17 protein-coding genes are annotated in these 18,363 nt (G+C 71.0%); 6 read left to right on the top strand and 11 right to left on the bottom strand.

Features of this window, described 5'->3' with window-relative positions; all coding sequences use genetic code 11:
* Positions 1–15: 15 nt before the first annotated feature.
* From EL266_RS03485 to EL266_RS03495, 3 genes are all read left to right on the top strand, one after another.
* Positions 16–411 (top strand): RidA family protein, encoded by a 396-nt coding sequence (locus EL266_RS03485; protein WP_026426378.1) that lies wholly within the window; start codon positions 16–18, stop codon positions 409–411.
* A 183-nt stretch (positions 412–594) separates the two neighbouring features.
* Positions 595–2,196: a DUF5129 domain-containing protein gene (locus tag EL266_RS03490; RefSeq protein ID WP_331852937.1), complete on the top strand. Its 1,602-nt coding sequence runs from the start codon at positions 595–597 to the stop codon at positions 2,194–2,196.
* A gap of 27 nt (positions 2,197–2,223) precedes the next feature.
* The gene (locus EL266_RS03495) at positions 2,224–3,093 is read left to right on the top strand and encodes a DUF5926 family protein (RefSeq protein ID WP_026426380.1); all 870 of its coding nucleotides are present in this window, start codon (positions 2,224–2,226) and stop codon (positions 3,091–3,093) included.
* Positions 3,094–3,245: 152 nt separating this feature from the next.
* On the opposite strand, the gene EL266_RS03500 is transcribed toward EL266_RS03495, so the two are convergent.
* The gene (locus EL266_RS03500) at positions 3,246–3,839 is read right to left on the bottom strand and encodes an NAD(P)H-dependent oxidoreductase (RefSeq protein ID WP_026426381.1); all 594 of its coding nucleotides are present in this window, start codon (positions 3,837–3,839) and stop codon (positions 3,246–3,248) included.
* Positions 3,840–4,073: 234 nt separating this feature from the next.
* Here EL266_RS03500 and EL266_RS03505 point away from each other — a divergent pair, with 234 nt between their 5' ends.
* Complete coding sequence (locus tag EL266_RS03505) at positions 4,074–4,571, top strand: Dps family protein (protein WP_026426382.1); 498 nt, start codon at positions 4,074–4,076, stop codon at positions 4,569–4,571.
* Positions 4,572–4,797: 226 nt separating this feature from the next.
* On the opposite strand, the gene EL266_RS03510 is transcribed toward EL266_RS03505, so the two are convergent.
* Positions 4,798–5,409 carry a TetR/AcrR family transcriptional regulator gene (locus tag EL266_RS03510; RefSeq protein ID WP_026426383.1) on the bottom strand — a complete coding sequence of 204 codons (612 nt, stop codon included), beginning with the start codon at positions 5,407–5,409 and terminating at the stop codon, positions 4,798–4,800.
* Positions 5,410–5,448: 39 nt separating this feature from the next.
* Here EL266_RS03510 and EL266_RS03515 point away from each other — a divergent pair, with 39 nt between their 5' ends.
* Both EL266_RS03515 and EL266_RS03520 read left to right on the top strand, forming a co-directional pair.
* Complete coding sequence (locus EL266_RS03515) at positions 5,449–6,720, top strand: alpha-amylase family protein (RefSeq protein WP_026426384.1); 1,272 nt, start codon at positions 5,449–5,451, stop codon at positions 6,718–6,720.
* 217 nt (positions 6,721–6,937) lie between these two features.
* On the top strand, positions 6,938–9,067 hold the full coding sequence (locus tag EL266_RS03520) for a beta-galactosidase (protein ID WP_034514629.1): 2,130 nt from the start codon (positions 6,938–6,940) through the stop codon (positions 9,065–9,067).
* 42 nt (positions 9,068–9,109) lie between these two features.
* Here the strand turns inward: EL266_RS03520 and EL266_RS03525 are convergent, their stop codons facing one another.
* From EL266_RS03525 to EL266_RS03565, 9 genes are all read right to left on the bottom strand, one after another.
* Positions 9,110–9,751: a TetR/AcrR family transcriptional regulator gene (locus EL266_RS03525; protein ID WP_026426385.1), complete on the bottom strand. Its 642-nt coding sequence runs from the start codon at positions 9,749–9,751 to the stop codon at positions 9,110–9,112.
* Positions 9,752–10,015: 264 nt separating this feature from the next.
* A complete protein-coding gene (locus tag EL266_RS03530) occupies positions 10,016–11,335 on the bottom strand; it encodes an MFS transporter (protein ID WP_084500475.1) in 1,320 nt (439 codons plus the stop codon).
* 151 nt (positions 11,336–11,486) lie between these two features.
* The gene (locus tag EL266_RS03535) at positions 11,487–11,894 is read right to left on the bottom strand and encodes an RCC1 domain-containing protein (RefSeq protein ID WP_084500476.1); all 408 of its coding nucleotides are present in this window, start codon (positions 11,892–11,894) and stop codon (positions 11,487–11,489) included.
* 431 nt (positions 11,895–12,325) lie between these two features.
* A complete protein-coding gene (locus EL266_RS03540) occupies positions 12,326–12,823 on the bottom strand; it encodes an NUDIX hydrolase (RefSeq protein WP_026426387.1) in 498 nt (165 codons plus the stop codon).
* Between the two features lie 110 nt (positions 12,824–12,933).
* Positions 12,934–13,431, bottom strand: a complete 498-nt coding sequence (locus EL266_RS03545; RefSeq protein ID WP_051280962.1) for a NifU family protein — start codon at positions 13,429–13,431, stop codon at positions 12,934–12,936.
* Positions 13,432–13,577: 146 nt separating this feature from the next.
* Positions 13,578–15,677: a ferrous iron transporter B gene (gene feoB, locus EL266_RS03550; RefSeq protein ID WP_026426389.1), complete on the bottom strand. Its 2,100-nt coding sequence runs from the start codon at positions 15,675–15,677 to the stop codon at positions 13,578–13,580.
* Positions 15,674–15,985 carry a FeoA family protein gene (locus EL266_RS03555; protein WP_051280963.1) on the bottom strand — a complete coding sequence of 104 codons (312 nt, stop codon included), beginning with the start codon at positions 15,983–15,985 and terminating at the stop codon, positions 15,674–15,676. Before EL266_RS03555 ends, feoB begins: the two co-directional genes overlap by 4 nt.
* A gap of 252 nt (positions 15,986–16,237) precedes the next feature.
* On the bottom strand, positions 16,238–16,993 hold the full coding sequence (locus tag EL266_RS03560; protein WP_026426391.1) for a type 1 glutamine amidotransferase: 756 nt from the start codon (positions 16,991–16,993) through the stop codon (positions 16,238–16,240).
* Entirely contained in the window at positions 16,990–18,324 is a 1,335-nt protein-coding gene (locus EL266_RS03565) for a Mur ligase family protein (RefSeq protein ID WP_026426392.1), read from the bottom strand. The genes EL266_RS03560 and EL266_RS03565 overlap by 4 nt, the downstream gene beginning before the upstream one ends.
* Positions 18,325–18,363: the final 39 nt, after the last annotated feature.

Consider the following 18,363-nt stretch of genomic DNA (forward strand, 5'->3'; position numbering starts at 1 on the left):
CGGAAAGGACTTCCCATGCCCGCCCGCATCGCCACCACCCAGGCCCCCACCGCCGTCGGCCCCTACTCCCAGGGCGTGAGCACGGGGGAGGGCCCGGGCTCCCTGGTCTTCATCTCCGGGCAAGTGCCCCTCGACCCGGCCACCGGCACCCTGGTCGACGGCGATGTCCAGGTCCAGGCCCAGCGGGTCCTGGAGAATGTGGGCGCCATCCTGGCCGAGGCCGGCCTGGGCTACGGCGACGTCGTCAAGACCACCGTCCTGCTGGCCGACATCGCCGACTTCGCCGCCGTCAACGAGGTCTACGCCCGCTACTTCACCGGCGAGATCCTGCCGGCCCGCGCCGCATTCGGCGTGGCCGCCCTGCCCCTGGGGGCGCGGGTGGAGATCGAGGCCATCGCCGCCCGGCCCTGACCCTCCGGCTCGACGCCCAGCCTCCGGGCAGGGCTGGTCGGGGGCGGTCAGGGCCCGCCCTGGCCCCCCGCGGGCCAGCAGTCCGACTGCCCCGCCGGAGCGCGCCCCTGCCCCGCCGGAGCGCGCCGATCCGACCACCGCCTGCCACCGCCCGCCATCACCGAACCCAAGGGGACTGAACCCGTGAAACGACCGCTCATCATCCGCATGGGAGGCCTGCGCGCCGTCGCTCGCCTGGGGGCGCTGCTCCTTCTCAGCGTCGTCCTCATCGCCTCCTTGCCGATCATGGCCCTGTGGCCCTTCGGGCGCAGCCACCAGCCCGCCGTGGAGATCCACGACGAGGCGGGCATCTTCTACGCCGAGACCCTGACCCGGGACCTGGAGGCGCTGAGATTCCGCGAGGACGTGCGCGTCGCCGTCGTCTCCCTGCCCGGCGATGACATCGAGAACCTCAACGACGCCGTGCTGGAGTACGCCCGCAGCCAGCCGGGACAGCCCTGGATCTCCGCGGAGCGCCCCGACAAGTGGGCCGACGGCCTCATCATCCTGGCCGTCGCTCCCGACTCTCGGTGGATCGGCTGCTACTTCGGCGAGGACATCGACCCGCCCCTGGGCAGGCAGCAGGACATCCAGAATGCGGCCAAGCCCCAGCTCCAGCGCGCCGACTGGTCGGGGGCGATGGTGACCATGGGTGAGGACCTGGCCGATCTCATCGGCCGCCCCGGAGACGGGGACCCGGGTCTGTCCCACGTCCTGCCCGGCATCGCCGCCATCGCCGGCATCGTCCTCCTGATCGGCACCCTGTGGGTCGGCCTGTCCGCCAGGCGCCTGGCCACTGCCGCCCGGCGCTCCTACGCCCAGGTTACTCACGACTACGAGACCACCGAGCTGCTGGCCGGGACCATCCCCTCCGATGAGTCCCACGGCGCCCAGGTCCTGGAACGCTACCGGTGGTTCCAGCAGGAGTACGCGCATGTCACGCGGGGCTTCCTGGAGCTGGGCTCGCCGGTGGGCGCCCAGTGGTTCTCCCATGCGCTGCGCCGCCGGGCCAAGGACCTGTCCAAGCGCGCCGCCTATCTCGACACCCTCGACGACGTCATCGTCAATGCCTCCGCCCTGCTGACCCTGTCCTCGACCTGGCAGTCCGCCTGGGCCAATGAGCAGGGGCCGGTCCTGGAGGACCTGCAGTCCCTGGAGCGCCTGTGCAATCAGGTCGATAACCGGGCCACGGGGGTGGATACGAGCAAGGACCGGGAGTGGGTGCGCGGCCAGAAGCGCCAGCTCGACACCATGACCACCCGGCTCGGCGCTCACCAGATCAGCCCCTCCCACGCCCTGGACGAGCTCGACCGCATCGCCGACGAGACCCGCTCGCGGGCCGGGCAGCTCACCCGCGCGGCCCTGGACGCCGACACCTCCCCGCACGCCGAGGAGCGCCGCCGCCGCTACGAGAACTCCCAGAACTTCGGCCGTGTCGCGGTGTACACCGGCAACTGGAGCCTGGGCGGTGGCCACGGCGGATACAACCCGCACTCCACCATCCGGCTCAACCCGAGCTCGCCTGCCTCCGGGGCGGTGACCTCGGGCGGGGGCGGCTTCTCCGGAGCCGGCTCGGCCTCCTCCTTCGCACCGATCTCGGATCTGGTGGTCGGCTACTCCTCGGCATCCTCATACACGCCCGCCAGCTCCAGTGGCTCGAGCTCCTTCTCGGGCTCGAGCTTCTCCGGTGGGGGCGGGTTCTCGGGCGGCGGCTTCTCCGGGGCCGGCTCCTCCTCGCGGTTCTAGGCATGGGCGCCCGGTAGGCTGAGCGGCATGTCGAAGAAGAAGCGCCAGGGGCGCCGTCGGGCCGAGCCCAAGGCCGCCAAGCCCGCCAAGATCGAGTTCGTCGCCCGCCCCTTCGCCGGCCTGCCCGGTGAGGAGGACTTGGTGGCGATGACGCAGATCCTGCCCGCCGCCACGGCCACCGTGCGCCTGCGCGAGGAGCACGGCGGAGGCCGGGTCCATCTCGTCACCCTCCTGCCTGAGCTCGTCCAGGGCATGCGGCGGGCCGACGGCGAGGTGCTGGTCGCCCTGCAGACCACCATGCACTCAGGGGACGCCTCCCGGGATGCGGCCGCTGCGCTGCTGGAGACCCTGGCCCTCCAGGAGACCGGCGTGGTGCGTCAGGTCCGTCCTGAGCCCGGGCCGCGGCTCCAGGACATCCTCGACCTGGAGGCGCAGCCCGAGGTCAGCGTGCGAGAGGCCCTCGACTACTGGGTGGATGACGCGGCTGCGGCCGATGAGGCCACGGCCAGTGCCATCGAGCGCTCCAAGGAGGAGTTGCCGCCCACGCGCCCCGTGCCGGGGGTTGAGCACGCCTACTGGTGCCGCCTCAACGGCAAGGAGTTCGTGCGCTGGGTGCGCGGTGAGGATGAGGACGAGTTCTTCAACGCCTTCGCCCGGGTGCATGCCGCGCGCGAGTCCGATCTGGAGGAGGGCGCCCGCTTCATTGGGGCCTTCCGGGCCTGCGGCCTGGCCATCCCGGTATGGGAGCTGGTTCCCGGCACCGAGGCCGAGGAGCTGACCCGGCCCCTGCAGGCCATGGGGCAGCGCCTGGAGGCCGCTCTGGCCCAGGACGGGCCGCTGGACGCCGCGGCCCGCCGCGCCAAGGCCGGCATCATCTCCCGTCAGGTCAACCTCTAAGACGCCGCGCCGGTGGCGGGGCTCGGGGTCCCGCGCCCAAGCCCCGGGAGCCGCGGCCCCGGGCCCGCGACCGGGGTGGGGACCTCGCCGCCGGGAGGTGGCCGGCGTCGTCGGGCCCTGTGCCCAGGGAGGCAGGCGAGGCGGCGGTGGCCTCAGCCCCGGGCGAGGCGGGCCACCCTCCTCAGGTGCTTCTTGCGGCGGGAGACCCCGCCCTTGGCGACCCGGCCGTAGTTGACCCAGCGCCGTCCGCTCATGCCCAGCTGGCGCGCGATCGTGCCCAGGAACACCGACCCCACTGAGTTTCCGGCCATGCGCTTGAGGAACCAGGTGGGGGCCGTGGACGTGGTCAGGACCAGGACCTCCTCGATATGGGTGAGGCGGCCCTTGACGCCGGTGGCCGTGGCTCGGTACGCCCAGTTCTGCTTCATGACCTTGTCCACGAAGCCCTTGACGATGCCGGGCAGCTCGCTCCACCAGATGGGGGCGATGACGATGAGCCGGGTGGCGCTGTCGATGAGGTCCTGGTACTTGCTGACCAGAGGGTCGAGCGTGCCGCCCTCGGAGAAGAGGGCCAGCTCCTCGTCGGTGTAGCGGGGGTCGAAGCCGTCGGCGTGGAGGTCGATGACGTCGTAGGGCTGCCGCGCCTTGTCCAGCGAGGCGGTGGCCGCCTCCAGGACGGCGTGGTTGAAGGAGCCCTCGTAGGGGTGGGCGTAGATGATGAGTGTGCGCCTGCTCTTGCGGGACATGCGTGGTCTCCTGCCGTGAAGGGGCTGTCGTGCGGCCCGCGGCCGACGGCGAGGGCCTGCAGTGAGGCTAGCGGCTGACCCGAGGGGGTCAAGGGGGAGTGGTGGAACGCTCGGAGCGGCAGGCGCGTGACAGAGGGGGCGCGCGGCGGAGGCCGCTCTGGGAGGGAAGGTGAGCCCATCCTGAGAATTATAGGTAACACTCGCGCTGTGGTGACCTTCTGCTAGGGTTGTCCCATGAGTACTGAGACTGTTTCCGCTCCCTCCATCCGCCCCGCCTTCATCGCCTCGACCGCTCTGAGCGCCAGCCTCCAGCGGGTCCTCGTCGACCTCATCGCCCTGGAGCTCGTGGCCAAGCAGGCCCACTGGAACATCGTCGGCCCCAACTTCCGCGACCTGCACCTGGGTCTGGATGAGGTTGTGTCCATCGCCCGTGAGGGCGCCGACGAGGTCGCCGAGCGCATGCGCGCCATCAACGCGACCCCCGACGGCCGCCCGGCCACGGTGTCGGCCTCCGCCTCCCTCCCGGCCGCCCCGGAGGGTGAGATCCTCACCTCCGAGGGCGTGGCCTACATCGTCTCGGTCATCGACGCGGTGGTCGCCACCCTGCGCGGCGTGGATGAGGACGTGGACGCCGAGGACCCCACCTCCTCCGGCATCGTTGAGGACCTCATCGGCAAGCTGGAGCAGCAGGCCTGGTTCCTCTCCGCCGAGGTGCGCACCCCCGCGCGCTGATCGCCGACCGTCGCTCACTGATCGCCCGCCGGCGCTCCGGACGGGCTCCATGCTCAGGGCCGCCCCACCACCGGGGCGGCCCTGAGCGTGTAGGCCCTGCCGCTCGCCGTCTGGCCCGCCGAGTGGAGGGCTGGGGGCGGCCCTGCGCGTGTGGGTCCTGGTGGTGCGATGGCGCATCACTGCCGCAGGTCCCCAGCTCTGGTCCTTGCATGACGGCGTTGCGCTGTCAGCCCCGCCAGTCGCCCAGGGCTCCCTCGAGGCACCCCAGGGCTGCATCAATGAGGCTGTGGCGCTGGTCCTCCGGACAGCCGTCCTCGACCCAGCGCAGGCAGACTGTGTCGACGAATCCTGTGTAGCCCCAGAACGCGGCCTGCTCCCGAGCGCCCTGCTGGCCTCCGATCACGTTGGCCAGCGCGGCGACAGTCTCCTGGCGCATGTGATGGCGCACTGCGCTCGCCTCGGAGGGGCCGTGGCCAGCCAGGAGCTGATAGGCCTCCCACCCCGCAGAGCGCTCGGCCACGAAGTCCAGGTAGGTCATCAGCCAGATGCGCACGCGGTCGCGGTTGGAGGACCCGGCGGGCAGGGCGGCATCTGCGGCCTGGGTGCGCTGGGAGAGCTCGGTGGCGGCAGCAGCGAGGACCTCGGCGTACAGGCTCGCCTTGGAGGCGTAGTACTTGTGGACCAGCGCCTCGGAGGCCTGGGCCTGGGCGGCGATCGCAGTCATGGAGACTTTGTCGTAGGGCTGGGATGCGAAGGCCTGACGGGCTGCAGTCAGGATAAGGCTGCGGCGCTCCTCGGGGTCCATGCGCAGGCGCTGCCGACGATCTGTGCGAGGCATATTGACAGCATACCGCCCTTAGTGTGTACCCTCACTAGCATGTTCAGTGAGTCATCTGGAATAAGCACTCCCGCCTGGGTCGATCATGCGATCTGGTGGCAGGTCTACCCTCTGGGCGCCACGGGTGCGCCCATTCGTCCCGAGCCGGGTCAGTCGCTCGCCGGCCCGGGCGCCCCGCGGCTCGATCGCCTGGAGCCGTGGCTCGACTACGCCGTCGAGCTGGGCGCCAACGGCCTGGCCCTGGGGCCGATATTCGCCTCATCCACTCACGGATACGACACCACCGACCACACCGCCATCGACCCCCGCCTCGGCGATGACGCCGCCTTCGACCGCCTGGCCCAGGCCTGCCGCGACCGCGGACTGGCCCTCATGCTCGACGGCGTCCTCAACCATGTGGGCACCGACCACCCCCTCTTCCGGGCCGCGCAGGCCGGGGGCGTCGAGCGCGGGATGTTCCGCTTCGACGAGGGAGGCGGCTACGCCTCCTTCGAGGGGCACGACTCCCTCGCGGCGCTCAACCATGACAGCGATGAGGTCGTGGATCTGGCCGTGCGGGTCCTCACGCACTGGCTGGACAGGGGCGCCACCGCCTGGCGACTGGACGCCGCCTACGCCGTCCCGCCCGCCTTCTGGGCCCGGGTCCTGCCGGCGGTGCGCCGGCGTCATCCCGACGCCTGGTTCCTCGGCGAGGTCATCCACGGCGATTACCCCGGCTTCGTCGCCGACTCCACGGTGGACACCGTCACCCAGTACGAGCTGTGGAAGGCGATCTGGAGCTCGCTCAACGACGCGAACTTCTTCGAGCTGGACTGGTGTCTCAGGCGCCACAACGAGTTCCTCGAGTCCTTCATCCCGGCCACCTTCATCGGCAACCATGACGTCACCCGCATCGCCAGCCGTGTGGGGCCGGCCAAGGCGGCCCTGGCCCTGGTGGTCCTCATGACCGTGGGCGGGGTCCCCACCATCTACTACGGCGACGAGCAGGCCTTCACCGGCCTCAAGCGCGAGGAGCTTGGCGGTGACGATGAGGTGCGCCCCGCGCTGCCGGCCGGGCCGGGGGGTCTGTCCGCCCTGGGGGAGTGGACCTACCGGCTCCACCAGGACCTCATCGGGCTGCGCCGCCGCCACCCCTGGCTGGTGCGCGCCCGCACTGAGGTCAGCGAGCTGACCAATGAGCACCTGCGGTACGACGCCGTCGGGCCCCAGGGCGCCGACCAGCGCATCGGTGTAGACATGAGCCTCGATCCCTCCCCGCGCGCCGTGGTGAGCGCCCCCGGCGAGGAGCCCCTCGTCGTCGAGCCGGCGTAGACGGAGCCGCGCGGACCTCGCGTCGCAGCGAGTCTCAGCCAGGCGCCCGGCCCCGGTGCCACCGCGACCAGGGGCCGGGCGCCTCGCTGCCGCACTGCGGCCGGTACGCACCTGCCATGCTCGTGGGCCCCGCAGGTCCCTTCCCCTGACGGCCCCGATCGTCTACTATCTAGCAATCACTAGATAGACGGCGATGGCGCCGCCACAGGAGGTACCCATGACCGAGCAGACCACCGACAACCGCCTCATCTTCGGCGCCGCCTACTACGACGAGTACACCCCGGCCTCCGCGGGCCCCGACCGCCTGGAGCGGGACATGGCCATGATGGTGGAGGCCGGTTTCACCACCATCCGCATCGCCGAGTTCACCTGGGGCACGTGGAACCCGGCCCCGGGCGTCTTCGACTTCACCCACATCGACCGCGCCATCGACGCCGCGGCCGACCACGGCCTCGACGTCATCGTCGGCACCCCCACCGCCGCCGTCCCCACCTGGCTGGCCGCGCGCCACCCCGAGGTCATGGCAGTCACCGCCTCCGGCCCCAGCTCCTATGGGCCCCGTCAGAACATGAGCATCGCGGCCCCCGCCTACCGCCGCTACGCCGAGGAGGCCATCCGCGCCCTGGCCGAGCGCACGGCCGGGCGCAGCAATGTCATCGGCTTCCAGCTCGACAACGAGACCAAGTACTACGACGCCGCCAACCCCGACATCCAGCGCGCCTTCGTCGACTCCCTCAAGGAGCGCTTCGCCGGCGACCTGGACGCCCTCAACGCCGCCTACGGGCTGAACTACTGGTCCAACCGCATCAACGCCTGGGAGGAGTTCCCCGACGTCACCGGCACGATCAACGCCTCCTTGGCCGCGGCCTTCGACTCCTTCCGCCGCGGGCTGGTCACCGAGTTCCTGACCTGGCAGCGCGCCATCATCGATGACTACCGGCGAGAGGATCAGTTCGTCACCCAGAACTTCGACTACGAGTGGCGCGGGTACTCCTACGGCGTCCAGCCCGCCGTCGACCACTTCACGGCCGCCGACGCCGTCACCCTGGCCGGGGTGGATATCTACCACCCCAGCCAGGACCACCTGAGCGGCAAGGAGATCGGCTTCGGCGGGGACATCTCCCGCAGCCTCAAGGGCGCCCCCTACCTGGTGCTCGAGGCCCAGGCCCAGGGGCAGGTGGGCTGGCTTCCCTACCCGGGCCAGTTGCGCCTCCAGGGCTACTCCCACCTGGCCAGCGGCGCCTGCGGGCTCATGTACTGGCACTGGGGCTCCCTCCACAACTCCTTCGAGACCTACTGGAAGGGCCTGGTCTCCCAGGACTACAGCCCCAACCCCACCTACCGCGAGGCCTGCGCCCTGGGCGCGGAGATGGCCGAGCATGCCGCATCCCTGACCGGCCTGACCAAGGAGAACCGGGCGGCCATCATGATCTCCAACGAGGCTCTGACCGCCCTGGAGTGGTTCAGCCTTGACACCGGCTTCCCCCGGGCGCTGAGCGGCGGCGGGACCAACTACAACGACGTCTTCCGCTGGGTCTACGACGCGCTGTTCGACCTCAACATCGAGGTCGACATCGTCCCCGCCGACGCCCCCGTGGAGCGGCTCGCCCGCTACGACCTGCTCGTGGTTCCGGCGCTCTACAGCGCGCCTCGCTCCACCTTCGAGACCCTGCGCGCCTACGCCACCGGCGGCGGGAACCTGGTGACGACCTTCCGCACCGGCGTCGCCGACGACAATCTCCAGGTCTTCACCGATCGCCAGCCCCACCGCCTGTCCGCGCTGCTGGGCCTGGGAACCGACCAGTTCACCATCCCCGAGGGCGTGCGCCTGGCCCCCACCGGAGCGCTGGCCCGGATGCTCGGCACTGAGGAGCTCATGGGCACGGCCCAGGTGGATCTGGACGCCCGCACCGTCATGGAGCTGCTCACCCCGGTGGAGGATCTCGAGGGGCAGGGCGACGTCCAGGTCCTTGCCACCTACGAGCACCACGCATGGTCCGGACCCGCGATCGCCCGTCGCCTCCTTGGTGAGTCCGGCTCCATCACCCACCTGGCCACCTGGACGAGCCCCGAGCTGCTTCGGGCGGTGCTGCTCACGGTCCTCGACGAGCGCCAGCTGCTCGACTGGCCCCAGTACCTGTCCGGCACGGTCACCGTGCGGCGCGGCACCAACGGCCGCGGTCGGGCGCTGACCTATGTCCTCAACTACTCGCGCGAAGCCGCTGAGATCGTCCTGCCCCTTCGCGGCCACGACGTCCTGGGCACCCTGGGCGAGGCGGGCGCCGTCGTCGACTCGGCGACCACCGTCACCATCCCCGCCTGGGGCGTGCTCGTCCTGGAGTCCTGACGCGCAAGCGGCTGGACCGGGATCCGGGCCAGTCGGTGAGCTTTAGCGGTAGCCGTCCCATGCCGGTGAGGGGAAGAGGATGGGCTCCCAGCGGGCCCACTCCGCGCTCAGGCTGACCGGGGGCTCGCGCAGGAAGCGGATCTGCGCGCCGTCCATCGCCTCGATGGCCATCTCGACCAGGGGGCGCATGGAGGCCCAGCCGCCGGCCTCGATGACCTCGGGCGGAAGGCGCCAGGTGTAGCGCGAGTAGTGCTCCCAGACCTTGTCGGGCCGATCGATGAAGTAGTCATAGGCGGGGTGGTCGGGATCGGTGGCCTCGACGCCGAGCGCCAGGTAGAGCTGCATGAGGGCGGGGCGGGCCTCATTGAAGGCCACGAGGTAGCGGAAGTAGGCGGGCAGGCTCATGCCCTCGGGGTTGGTGGCGGCCGGGTCTCCGGAGTCGAGGAAGTCCTGCGGTGTGCCCTGGCGGTCGTAGCGCTCGGACAGGAGCAGGGTGACCAGTCCGTCCTTGTTGCCGATGTAGTGCAGCAGTCCTGCCTGGGTGATGCCGACGGCGTCGGCCACTGCCTGCAGCGACAGCCCGTTGAAGCCGTAGCGGCCAACGAGCTCGGTGGCGGTCTCGACGATCTGCTCGCGCCGCTCATCGGCCGACAGCCTCACGCGCTTTCCTCGGGGAGTGGACATGCCCAGCATCCTATGCCCTGCTTGTCAGATCTCCGATGCGCGTGTTCGCCTCGACGACCTGGGGCCGGGGCCGCTGTGTCGGCGATGTGGGGCCGGTCGCTGTCTCGACGACGAGGGTTTGCGTAGACGACGTGCCCTTGCGTCAATCGTCCCTGTGCTAACCCCAGTGCGATGACGCGAACCCTCGTCCGTTACGCAGAGTCACGTCGTCGGCGCAGGCGGGCGGGCCCGGATACTGGGTCCGCCCGCCTGTGATGCGCGCTCTCAGCGCACCCGCTTGATCGCCAAGATCGAGAAGCAGCCGACGACGGCGCAGGTGATGGAGATGGGGAAGACCAGCGCGTAGCTCCCGGTCAGGGTGACCACATTGGCGGTGATGAGCGGACCGGACATCTGCCCCAGCGTGGTGGACATGTTGAGGATCCCCAGGTCCTTGCCCGCCTTGTCCGGGTCGGGCAGAACATCGACGTTGAGAGCCTGGTCCACGGAGTTGTAGACGGCGTAGCCGAAGCCTGCGATCGCGGCGAAGAGGTACATGCCCACCTGCGAGGGGATGAGCCAGGGCATCGCCACACCCAGGGCGAAGCACAGGGAGGACAGGACAACCGGCACCTTCCGGCGGCGAAGGAGGTCGGAGATGGGCCCGCCGAGGAAGCCGCCGGTGACGCTGGTGATGAGAATGATGAGGTTGGTGGTGGCCAGGGTTCCCGCCACTTGGGCCGTGGACAGGCTGAGGTAGTCCTGGATGATGTAGAGCTGGTAGGCGTTGATCATCTGGTAGGACACGAGCATGGTGAAGCGGCCGATGAAGGCCTTGTAGAAGTCGCCGGCGCCCTTGGTCGGCGGGATGAAGGAGCGCAGGAGATCATCCACGGACTGTGCCTGGGCGTCGGCTTGAGTCGAGGGGGCCTCGCGCGGCCACAGCGCCACGGCGACGATGCCCGAGACCCCCATGAGGATGCCCCCGATGGCGAAGCCCGACAGCGAGGCCTGCCCGGTGGCGATGAACTGGGCGCCGATGATCCCTCCCAGCGGGAAGCCGATCGAGACGCCGACTCCCCAGAAGGTCGACATCGTGCCGCGGATCTTCTCGGGCACGCGGTCCGAGAGCACGGCGATGGCCGGGGCCAGCATCATGTTGAGGCCGACCATGCACAGGCAGTAGTCGATGACCAGCAGGGTGGTGTTGGACAGGACGCCCACGCCGAAGAGCGTGATCCCGCCCAGAACGCCTCCGCACGCCACCCAGGGCGTGCGGCGCCCGAAGCGCGAGCGGGTCCGGTCGGAGAAGGCGCCGAAGATGAGGTTGGAGACCAGGGAGACGACGGCGGTGATGGCGCTGATCGTTCCCAGCAGGGAGTCGGGGTTGTCGACGCCGAGGTCCTTGAGCCGCTGGGGCAGGAGCACGGAGGCGATGATGTTCAGCCCGATGGCCCACAGCAGCGAGATGAGGAAGAAGCCGATGCCGAAGCGGACCATGACTAGGCGGCTCAGGGGCTTGCCGGTCTCGGGGGAGAGGGGGGAGGGCTCGGAGGTGGCGGGGTCGGGTTCGGTGGGAGTGGTCTCAGCCGGCGTCTGTGCCATGCGCGTGCATCCTTTCCGCGGCGGTGCGGATCTGACGATTCACTATCTATTGGTTAATAGGTAGTGAGTAGATGGTATCGGCCCGCATGTGGAGCGTCAATGCGACTGGTGACACAGGCAGGAGGCGCCGTGCGCCAGGAGGGCCGGTCCGCTACCGATGCTCTTCGCGCAGGCCCGCCCAGCCCGAGACCTCGACCTGGCCATCGCGATTGCTTCCCGTGGCCAGGACGGTGCCGTCGGCCCGCAGGCCCAACGTGTGGGCCGCTCCCGCCGCGACGGCGACGACGTCGCGCCACGCCCCGGTCTCGCACTGGCCGTGGGCGTTCCACCCCGTGGCCAGGACGGTCCCGTCGGCCTGCAGGCCCACGGTGTGCGACCGGCCCGTGTTGCTGAAGGCGTGGACATTGCCGGCGGCGACGGCGATCACCTCGCGCCATGGGGCGACCCGGCACTCGCCGGCACCGTCGTGACCCGCTGCCACCACCGTGCCGTCACTGCGCCGTCCCACGCAATGGCGGCGGCCGGCGGCGATGGCGTGAAGCAGAGCCCGCGGAGGCATGCGGCGAGTGCAGGGGAGGCCTCGCGCGGCGGTGAGTGACCCGCCACAGGTTAGAAGGGCGCGGCCGCCAGGGTCGAAGGCCTCGCGCGCCGCGGTGAGTGCACCAGGTGAGGGGCCCTCGTCGTCGAGCCGGCGTGGGGCCGGCCGCTGCGGCAATGATGTGGGGCCGGGGCTGCTGTGTCGGCGATGTGGGGCCGGTCGCTGTCTCGACGACGAGGGTTTGCGTAGACGACGAGGGAATGCGTCAATGACCCCTGTGCTAACCCCAGTCGGATGACGCGAACCCTCGTCCGGTACGCAAAGGCACGTCGTCGGCTCAGGCGGGCGGGCGCTGAAGCCCCCGGAAGCGCCCCGGAAGCCCCCGGAAGCGCCCGACCTCCGGGCTCGCGCGGCCAGCGGTCAAGCGCACCGCCGCGGGCCCGGGCCCGTTGTCAGGCGAAGTGGGCGGGGACGCGGGGGAAGGCGGGGTCGTCCAGGAGGACGAGGGCCGAGGCGATCCTCTGGCGCGAGGAGGCCAGCAGCGGCTCGGGCAGGTCCTCGGGGGAGAACCAGCCGACCTCCGTCGACTCGTCATCGGACACCCGCGCCGGCTCGGAGTCGGCCACGGGGCGCCCCACGAAGTTGATGTCCATGAAGACGCAGCGGTCCCCGTTGGGGAAGGCCTTGGGCTCTCCGGCGACCACGCCCACCAGGGCCAGCAGCTCGATCGCCACCCCGGTCTCCTCCAGGCACTCGCGCACGGCCGCCGCCCCCGGTTGCTCGCCCGGGTCGGGGATCCCGGAGACCACCGCCCACTGGCCGTTATCCGCCCGCCGCCCCAGGAGGAGCCGGCCCTGGTCATCCACGACGACGACACTGACCCCCGGCATCCACAGCAGGTCGTGACCGATCTTCTCGCGCAGGGACAGGATGAACTCGGGAGTCGGCATGTCCCGAGCATACGGTCTGCCGATCTCAGCGGCCCACCCGGCAGGCCCCGCATCCCGACGGCGCCGCCCCGGCCCCGCCTACCGGCCCCGCCCACCGGCAAGGCACCCGCCTACTGGCTCGGCGCGCCCGCCTCCCGGACCTCGACCAGCCAGGGGCAGCGCCGTCGCAGCAGGTGCTCGAAGCGGGCGTGCATGGTGATGAGGGACGCCGGGCAGTCGTGGCAGGCGCCCTCCATGGCGACCTCAACGACCCCGTTGGAGACCGACCGCACCACGAAGGCCCCGCCGTGGCTGTGGGCCAGCTCGCCCACGCGCCCCTCGGCGATCTCCTCGGCGGCCGCCCGCAGCGCCTCATCGGGGCCCAGGGACCGCGCCTGCTCGGTCGCCCGCCACTGCTCGGGAGCGGCCAGCGCCGCGACCAGGGCCGCGCGCACCCGGCCTCCCTCAGCCTCCCAGGAGCGCCCGTCCCCCAGCAGGGTCAGCACGGCGCCGGGAGCCGCGTGAAGGGCCTCCAGGGTGCCGTCCTCCACGAGCTCCATGAGGTCCGACGGCGCAGCGGCCACCTGCCCGGCGAAGGGCAGCAGGCCGTCGGGCACCACCCAGCGCATGACCGATGGATCCGGCGTGGTCTGGGGGTGGGTGGGCACGGGCCGGCCGGCCCGCGCGTCGAGCCCGGAGCCCGGCCCAGGGCCCAGGCCGGAGCGCGACTCCGACTGGGCTCGGGCTCTCGCGCCCGCCCGCGAGCTCCACAGCCTCACAGCAGGGCCGCGACGATCGCGCGGGCCAGGGCGGCCATGACCCAGGCGGTGACGAACATGTAGCCGTAGGCGATGAGCGGCCACTTCCAGGTCCCGGTCTCGCGGCGCATGGCCCCGGCGGTGGCCATGCACTGCAGGGCGTAGACGAAGAAGACGAGGATCGCCGCCAGGGTGGCGGGGTTGAAGAGCTGGTCCCCGGCCTTGTTGGTGATCGTGTCCTCCTGGTAGGTCATCGTCGCCAGGTGCGAGGTGGGCTCCTCGGGGTCCTCCGCGGCGGCGATCTGCCCCAGAGTGGCCACAAAGGTCTCCCGCGCCGCCAGGGAGGAGACGACGGCGACATTGATGCGCCACTCGAAGCCCAGCGGCTCGAAGACCGGCTCCAGCGCCCGGCCGATGGAGGCGGCCCAGGAGTTGTCCATGGTGTAGGAGGTCCGGTGGGCCTCCAGCAGCGCCTCAAGCTCCTCGGCCTCGGTGATGGGGGCGCCGTCCTCGCCCATGACCCGCGAGGAGGAGGGATCCTCCACGGCGGCCGATACCGCGGCGCACTCGGCATCGGCGGCGCAGTGCGCCGCGAAGTCGGCCTCGGAGCGCATGGGGGCATTGAGCAGCACCCACAGCACGATGGTGGTCAGGGTGATGATGGTGCTGGCCTTCTTGATGAACCCCTTGCAGGCATCCCACACCATGAGGGCCACGGCGCGGGGCCGCGGCAGGCGGTAGGGCGGCATCTCCATGTAGAAGGGCAGCAGCACGCCGTCGCGGTCGGTCAGGCGCTTGACCACCCAGGCCGCCACCATCGCCGAGCACGCCCCCAGCAGGTAGAGGGCGAACATGACCGTCCCGCGCGCCCCGAAGGGCCCGATCCTCGCATCGGAGTCCACCAGCAGGGAGATCATGATGACGTAGACCGGAAGCCGCGCCGAGCAGGTCATGAGCGGGGCGGAGAGCATGGTGGCCAGGCGGTCCCTGGCGCTGGGCAGGGTGCGGGTGGCCATGATCCCCGGGATCGCGCAGGCGAAGGAGGACAGCAGCGCCACGAAGGCCCGCCCCTCCAGGCCCGCCTTGCTCATCACCCGGTCCATGAGGAAGGCGGCACGGGACATGTACCCCACGCCCTCCAGGACGGCGATGATGAGGAACATGATGATGATCTGGGGCAGGAAGACCAGCACCGCCCCCACTCCGCCGACGATCCCATCGGCCAGCAGCCCGGCGAGCAGCGGGGCGGAGGCGTCCAGCCAGCCGTGGATGGCCTCCGACAGCGCCCCGAAGACGCCCTCGATCGCATCCTGGAAGGGCGCCGCCCAGGTGAAGATCGCCTGGAAGAAGGTGTACATGACGGCGAAGAACACGGCCGTGCCCGCCACGGGGTGCAGGAGCACGCGGTCGATGGCCGAGGTGGTGCGGTCGGCGACCGGCGAGGCGTAGTCGGCCGCCGCCAGGATGGAGTCCGTCCATGAGGCGAGCTCACCCGGGTCGGTGGGCGGGGCGATAGGAGTGCGCGGCCAGGTGGCGATCTGGTCCAGGTGCTCGCGCAACTCGGGAATGCCCAGCCCGCGGTGGCCCAGGACCCGCACGGCGGGCACGCCCAGGGCCTGGCCCAGGGCCTCGACGTCGAGCCGCCCCTCGCGCCGGGTCAGCTCATCGGTCATGGTCACGGCCAGGCAGGTGGGCAGGCCCAGCCCCAGGGCCTCGGCCACGAAGGTCATGCCGCGGCGCAGCGTCGTGGCGTCGATGACGACGATGAGGGCGTCGGGGCTCTCGACCTGCTGGTGCTGGCCGGTCAGGACATCGCGCACGATCCGCTCATCGGGGCTGATGGGCTCCAGGGAGTAGGCGCCGGGCAGGTCCTCGATGGTCACGGTGCCGTTGGCGGTCGAGCAGCTGCCCTGGGAGCGGGCCACCGTGACGCCGGGGTAGTTGCCGGTCTTGGCCCGCAGCCCGGTCAGGGTGTTGTAGATGCTGGTCTTGCCGGCGTTGGGGGAGCCGGCCAGGGCCACGCGGCGGGCCCCTGCCACAACGGTGGTGCTGGAGGCCCCGCAGTGACAGCCGCCGTCGTTCCCCGCGCCGTCGTGCCCGCAGTGATCAGCGCTCACGAGTCCGCCTCCTTGCGAGCCGCGGTGATGCGGACCTGCTCGGCGTCGCTCCGGCGCAGGCACAGCTCGTAATCGGCGACGGTGAAGACCGTGGGGTCGCCCAGCGGCGCGCGCCGGCTCGCGGAGATGGTGCGGCCGGGGATGAGCCCGAGGTCCTGGAGGCGCCGGGTCAGGCGGGCCTGCGCGGGATCGGGGCTCTCGGCGCCGACCCCGGTGATGGTGGCGCAGTGCCCGGGCCGCAGGTCCGAGAGCCGGGTCTCCTCGCCCGCTCCGCTGTGGGGTCCGTGGCTCTGGGAGGAGGTGTTCACGGCTGTCCTCTGGTTGATCGTCGGATGATCGGGGTGAGCGCGATGAGCGCGAGGCTCATCTCCGCGCACTTTGAGGGTAGCCTCTCCTGATTCACATGTCAGCCTGCCGGGCGTGACGGCGACCGCATGAGGGGTCACGGAGCCCGTATGGGCGCGCCGTCTTCAGGCAACACCGCGCTGACCTGGGACTGAGGGCCTCCATCGGGGTCCTCCCAGTCCATCACCGGCAGCGACGGCCTCACGCCGCACGACTCAGCGGGGGCGGCTCACGGCCACGGCGCGGGCGCGCTCGGCCCAGGCATCATCCAGGGGCTCGGGGTCCCAGGCGGCCCCGGTCAGGGCGACGGCGCGCTCCAGGAGCCAGTCAGCCACCACCGGGTTCTTGGGCAGCAGGGAGCCGTGCAGGTAGGAGCCGATGACGTGATGGACCCGCGCGCCCTCGGTGGAGTCCGAGCCGTTGTTGCCATCGCCCACGCGCACCGTCCCCAGCGGGCGGGCCCCCGGGCCCAGCGTCGTCAGGCCCGAGTGATTCTCGTAGCCCACCACCTGGCCGAACTCCTCGGTGTCCAGGGTGATATTGCCGATCAGGCGGCCCTGACCGGCGCGGGTCTCGGCGTCGATCAGCCCGATCCCGGGAATCTCAGCGCCCTGCCCGGTGGCGAAGCGGTGCCCGAAGAGCTGGTAGAGCCCGCAGATGACGAGCATGGGGACGCCGTCGGCCGCCCAGGCGCGCAACTGGGGCCCCACCGCCAGCAGATCCTCCTTGATGCGGTCCTGACCGGAGTCCTGACCACCGCCGCCCACCACCAGGTGAACCCCCTCGGGGAGCTCGCCCCCCGGGTCGTAGGAGACCAGCTCGACGTCGTAGCCCTGCCTCTGGGCCCGGCGGACCAGCACCAGGGTGTTGCCCCAGTCGCCGTAGATGTTCATATCCCGCGGGTAGAGCTGGAGCAGGCGGATGGTGCCGCGTGCGGGGCCCTGGGTGCTGTGCTCGTAGAACGCGGTCACGACATGACCTCCTCGACCTCGGTGAGCCCGCCCAGGATGGCGCGCAGGGAGAGCATGGCGGTGTAGGTGGTGAAGACCCGCATGGGCCGGTCGGCCGTGGCCGAGGCCTGCCTGAGCAGATCCAGGGCCTTGCGCAGATCGGGCTCGACGGCGTCGACCCCCACCTCGTCATAGTCCAGGCGCAGGGCCATGTCCCAGCAGCGCACGCCGGTCACCACATCGACCCCGCCGGCGCGCAGGGCGGAGAAGTCCACATCCCACAGCCAGGACATGTCCCGGCCATCGGCGTACTCGTCATTGATCGCCACCATCACCGCCTCGCCGTCCTGTGCCTGGGCGGCGGCGGAGAGCAGCCCCATGCGGAAGCCCGCCGGATTCTTGACCAGGGAGAGCTGGACCGGGCGGCCATCGAGGGTCAGGACCTCACCGCGCCCGAAGGCCGCCTCCACGCGCCCCAGGGTGGCCAGCAGCCCGGGCAGGTCGGCGCGATCGCCCAGAACCTCCAGGACCACCTCCAGGGCCGCGCAGGCATTGAGCTGGTTGTGGACACCGGGAATGGTGAAGTCCACCTGATGATCCGCCCCATCCACGCGCACCGTGGCGCGCTGGCCCTCGATGGCCTCCAGGGTCACCCGCGGCGCGGGCGCGCCGGCATCGGCGGCCGGCCGCTCCTGGCCCTCGGCCGGGGCATCGTCCGCGCCCGAGCGCAGATCGTCGTCGGACAGGAACAGGGAGCGCAGGCGAGCGCCGATGCCGAAGGCCGCCGTGCGAGCCGAGACATCCCCCAGGAAATCCGGGGAGGCCAGGCGCGGGTCGTCAGCATTGACCACCACCACCTCGCGCGTGGCCGTGGCGATGGTGTGCAGCAGGGAGGCCGTGTAGTCGATCTCGCCGAAGCGGTCGAGCTGGTCGCGCATGACATTGAGCAGCAGGCAGGCCCGCGGCGGCATCTGCGCCACGAAGTGGACGGCATGCGCCTCATCGAGCTCCAGGACCGCGATATCCGCCTCCAGCCGCCCGGCCGCATCGACCTCGGTCAGCAGCGAGGCCAGCACCCCGCGCACGAAGTTCGAGCCCGTGCGATTGGTGAAGACCCTCAGCCCCTGCTCGCGCAGCAGCTGGACCACCATCTTGGTCGTCGTCGTCTTGCCATTGGTGCCCGAGACCACGATCACGCCGTGGGGCAGGCGCCCCAGGGTGCGGGAGAGGAAACCAGGATCGGTGCGCTCCATGACCAGTCCGGGGAAGGCGGTTCCACCGCTGCCGCCGCCGCGCATCCGGGCGGCCAGGCGGGCCGCGTGTCCGAGCGCGACCGTGAGTCGAGAACGCATGGGGCTCCTGTCTGGGCTAGAGGTCCGCGCCATTCTAGG

The sequence above is a fragment of the Actinomyces slackii genome (assembly GCF_900637295.1).
Lineage (GTDB): Bacteria > Actinomycetota > Actinomycetes > Actinomycetales > Actinomycetaceae > Actinomyces > Actinomyces slackii.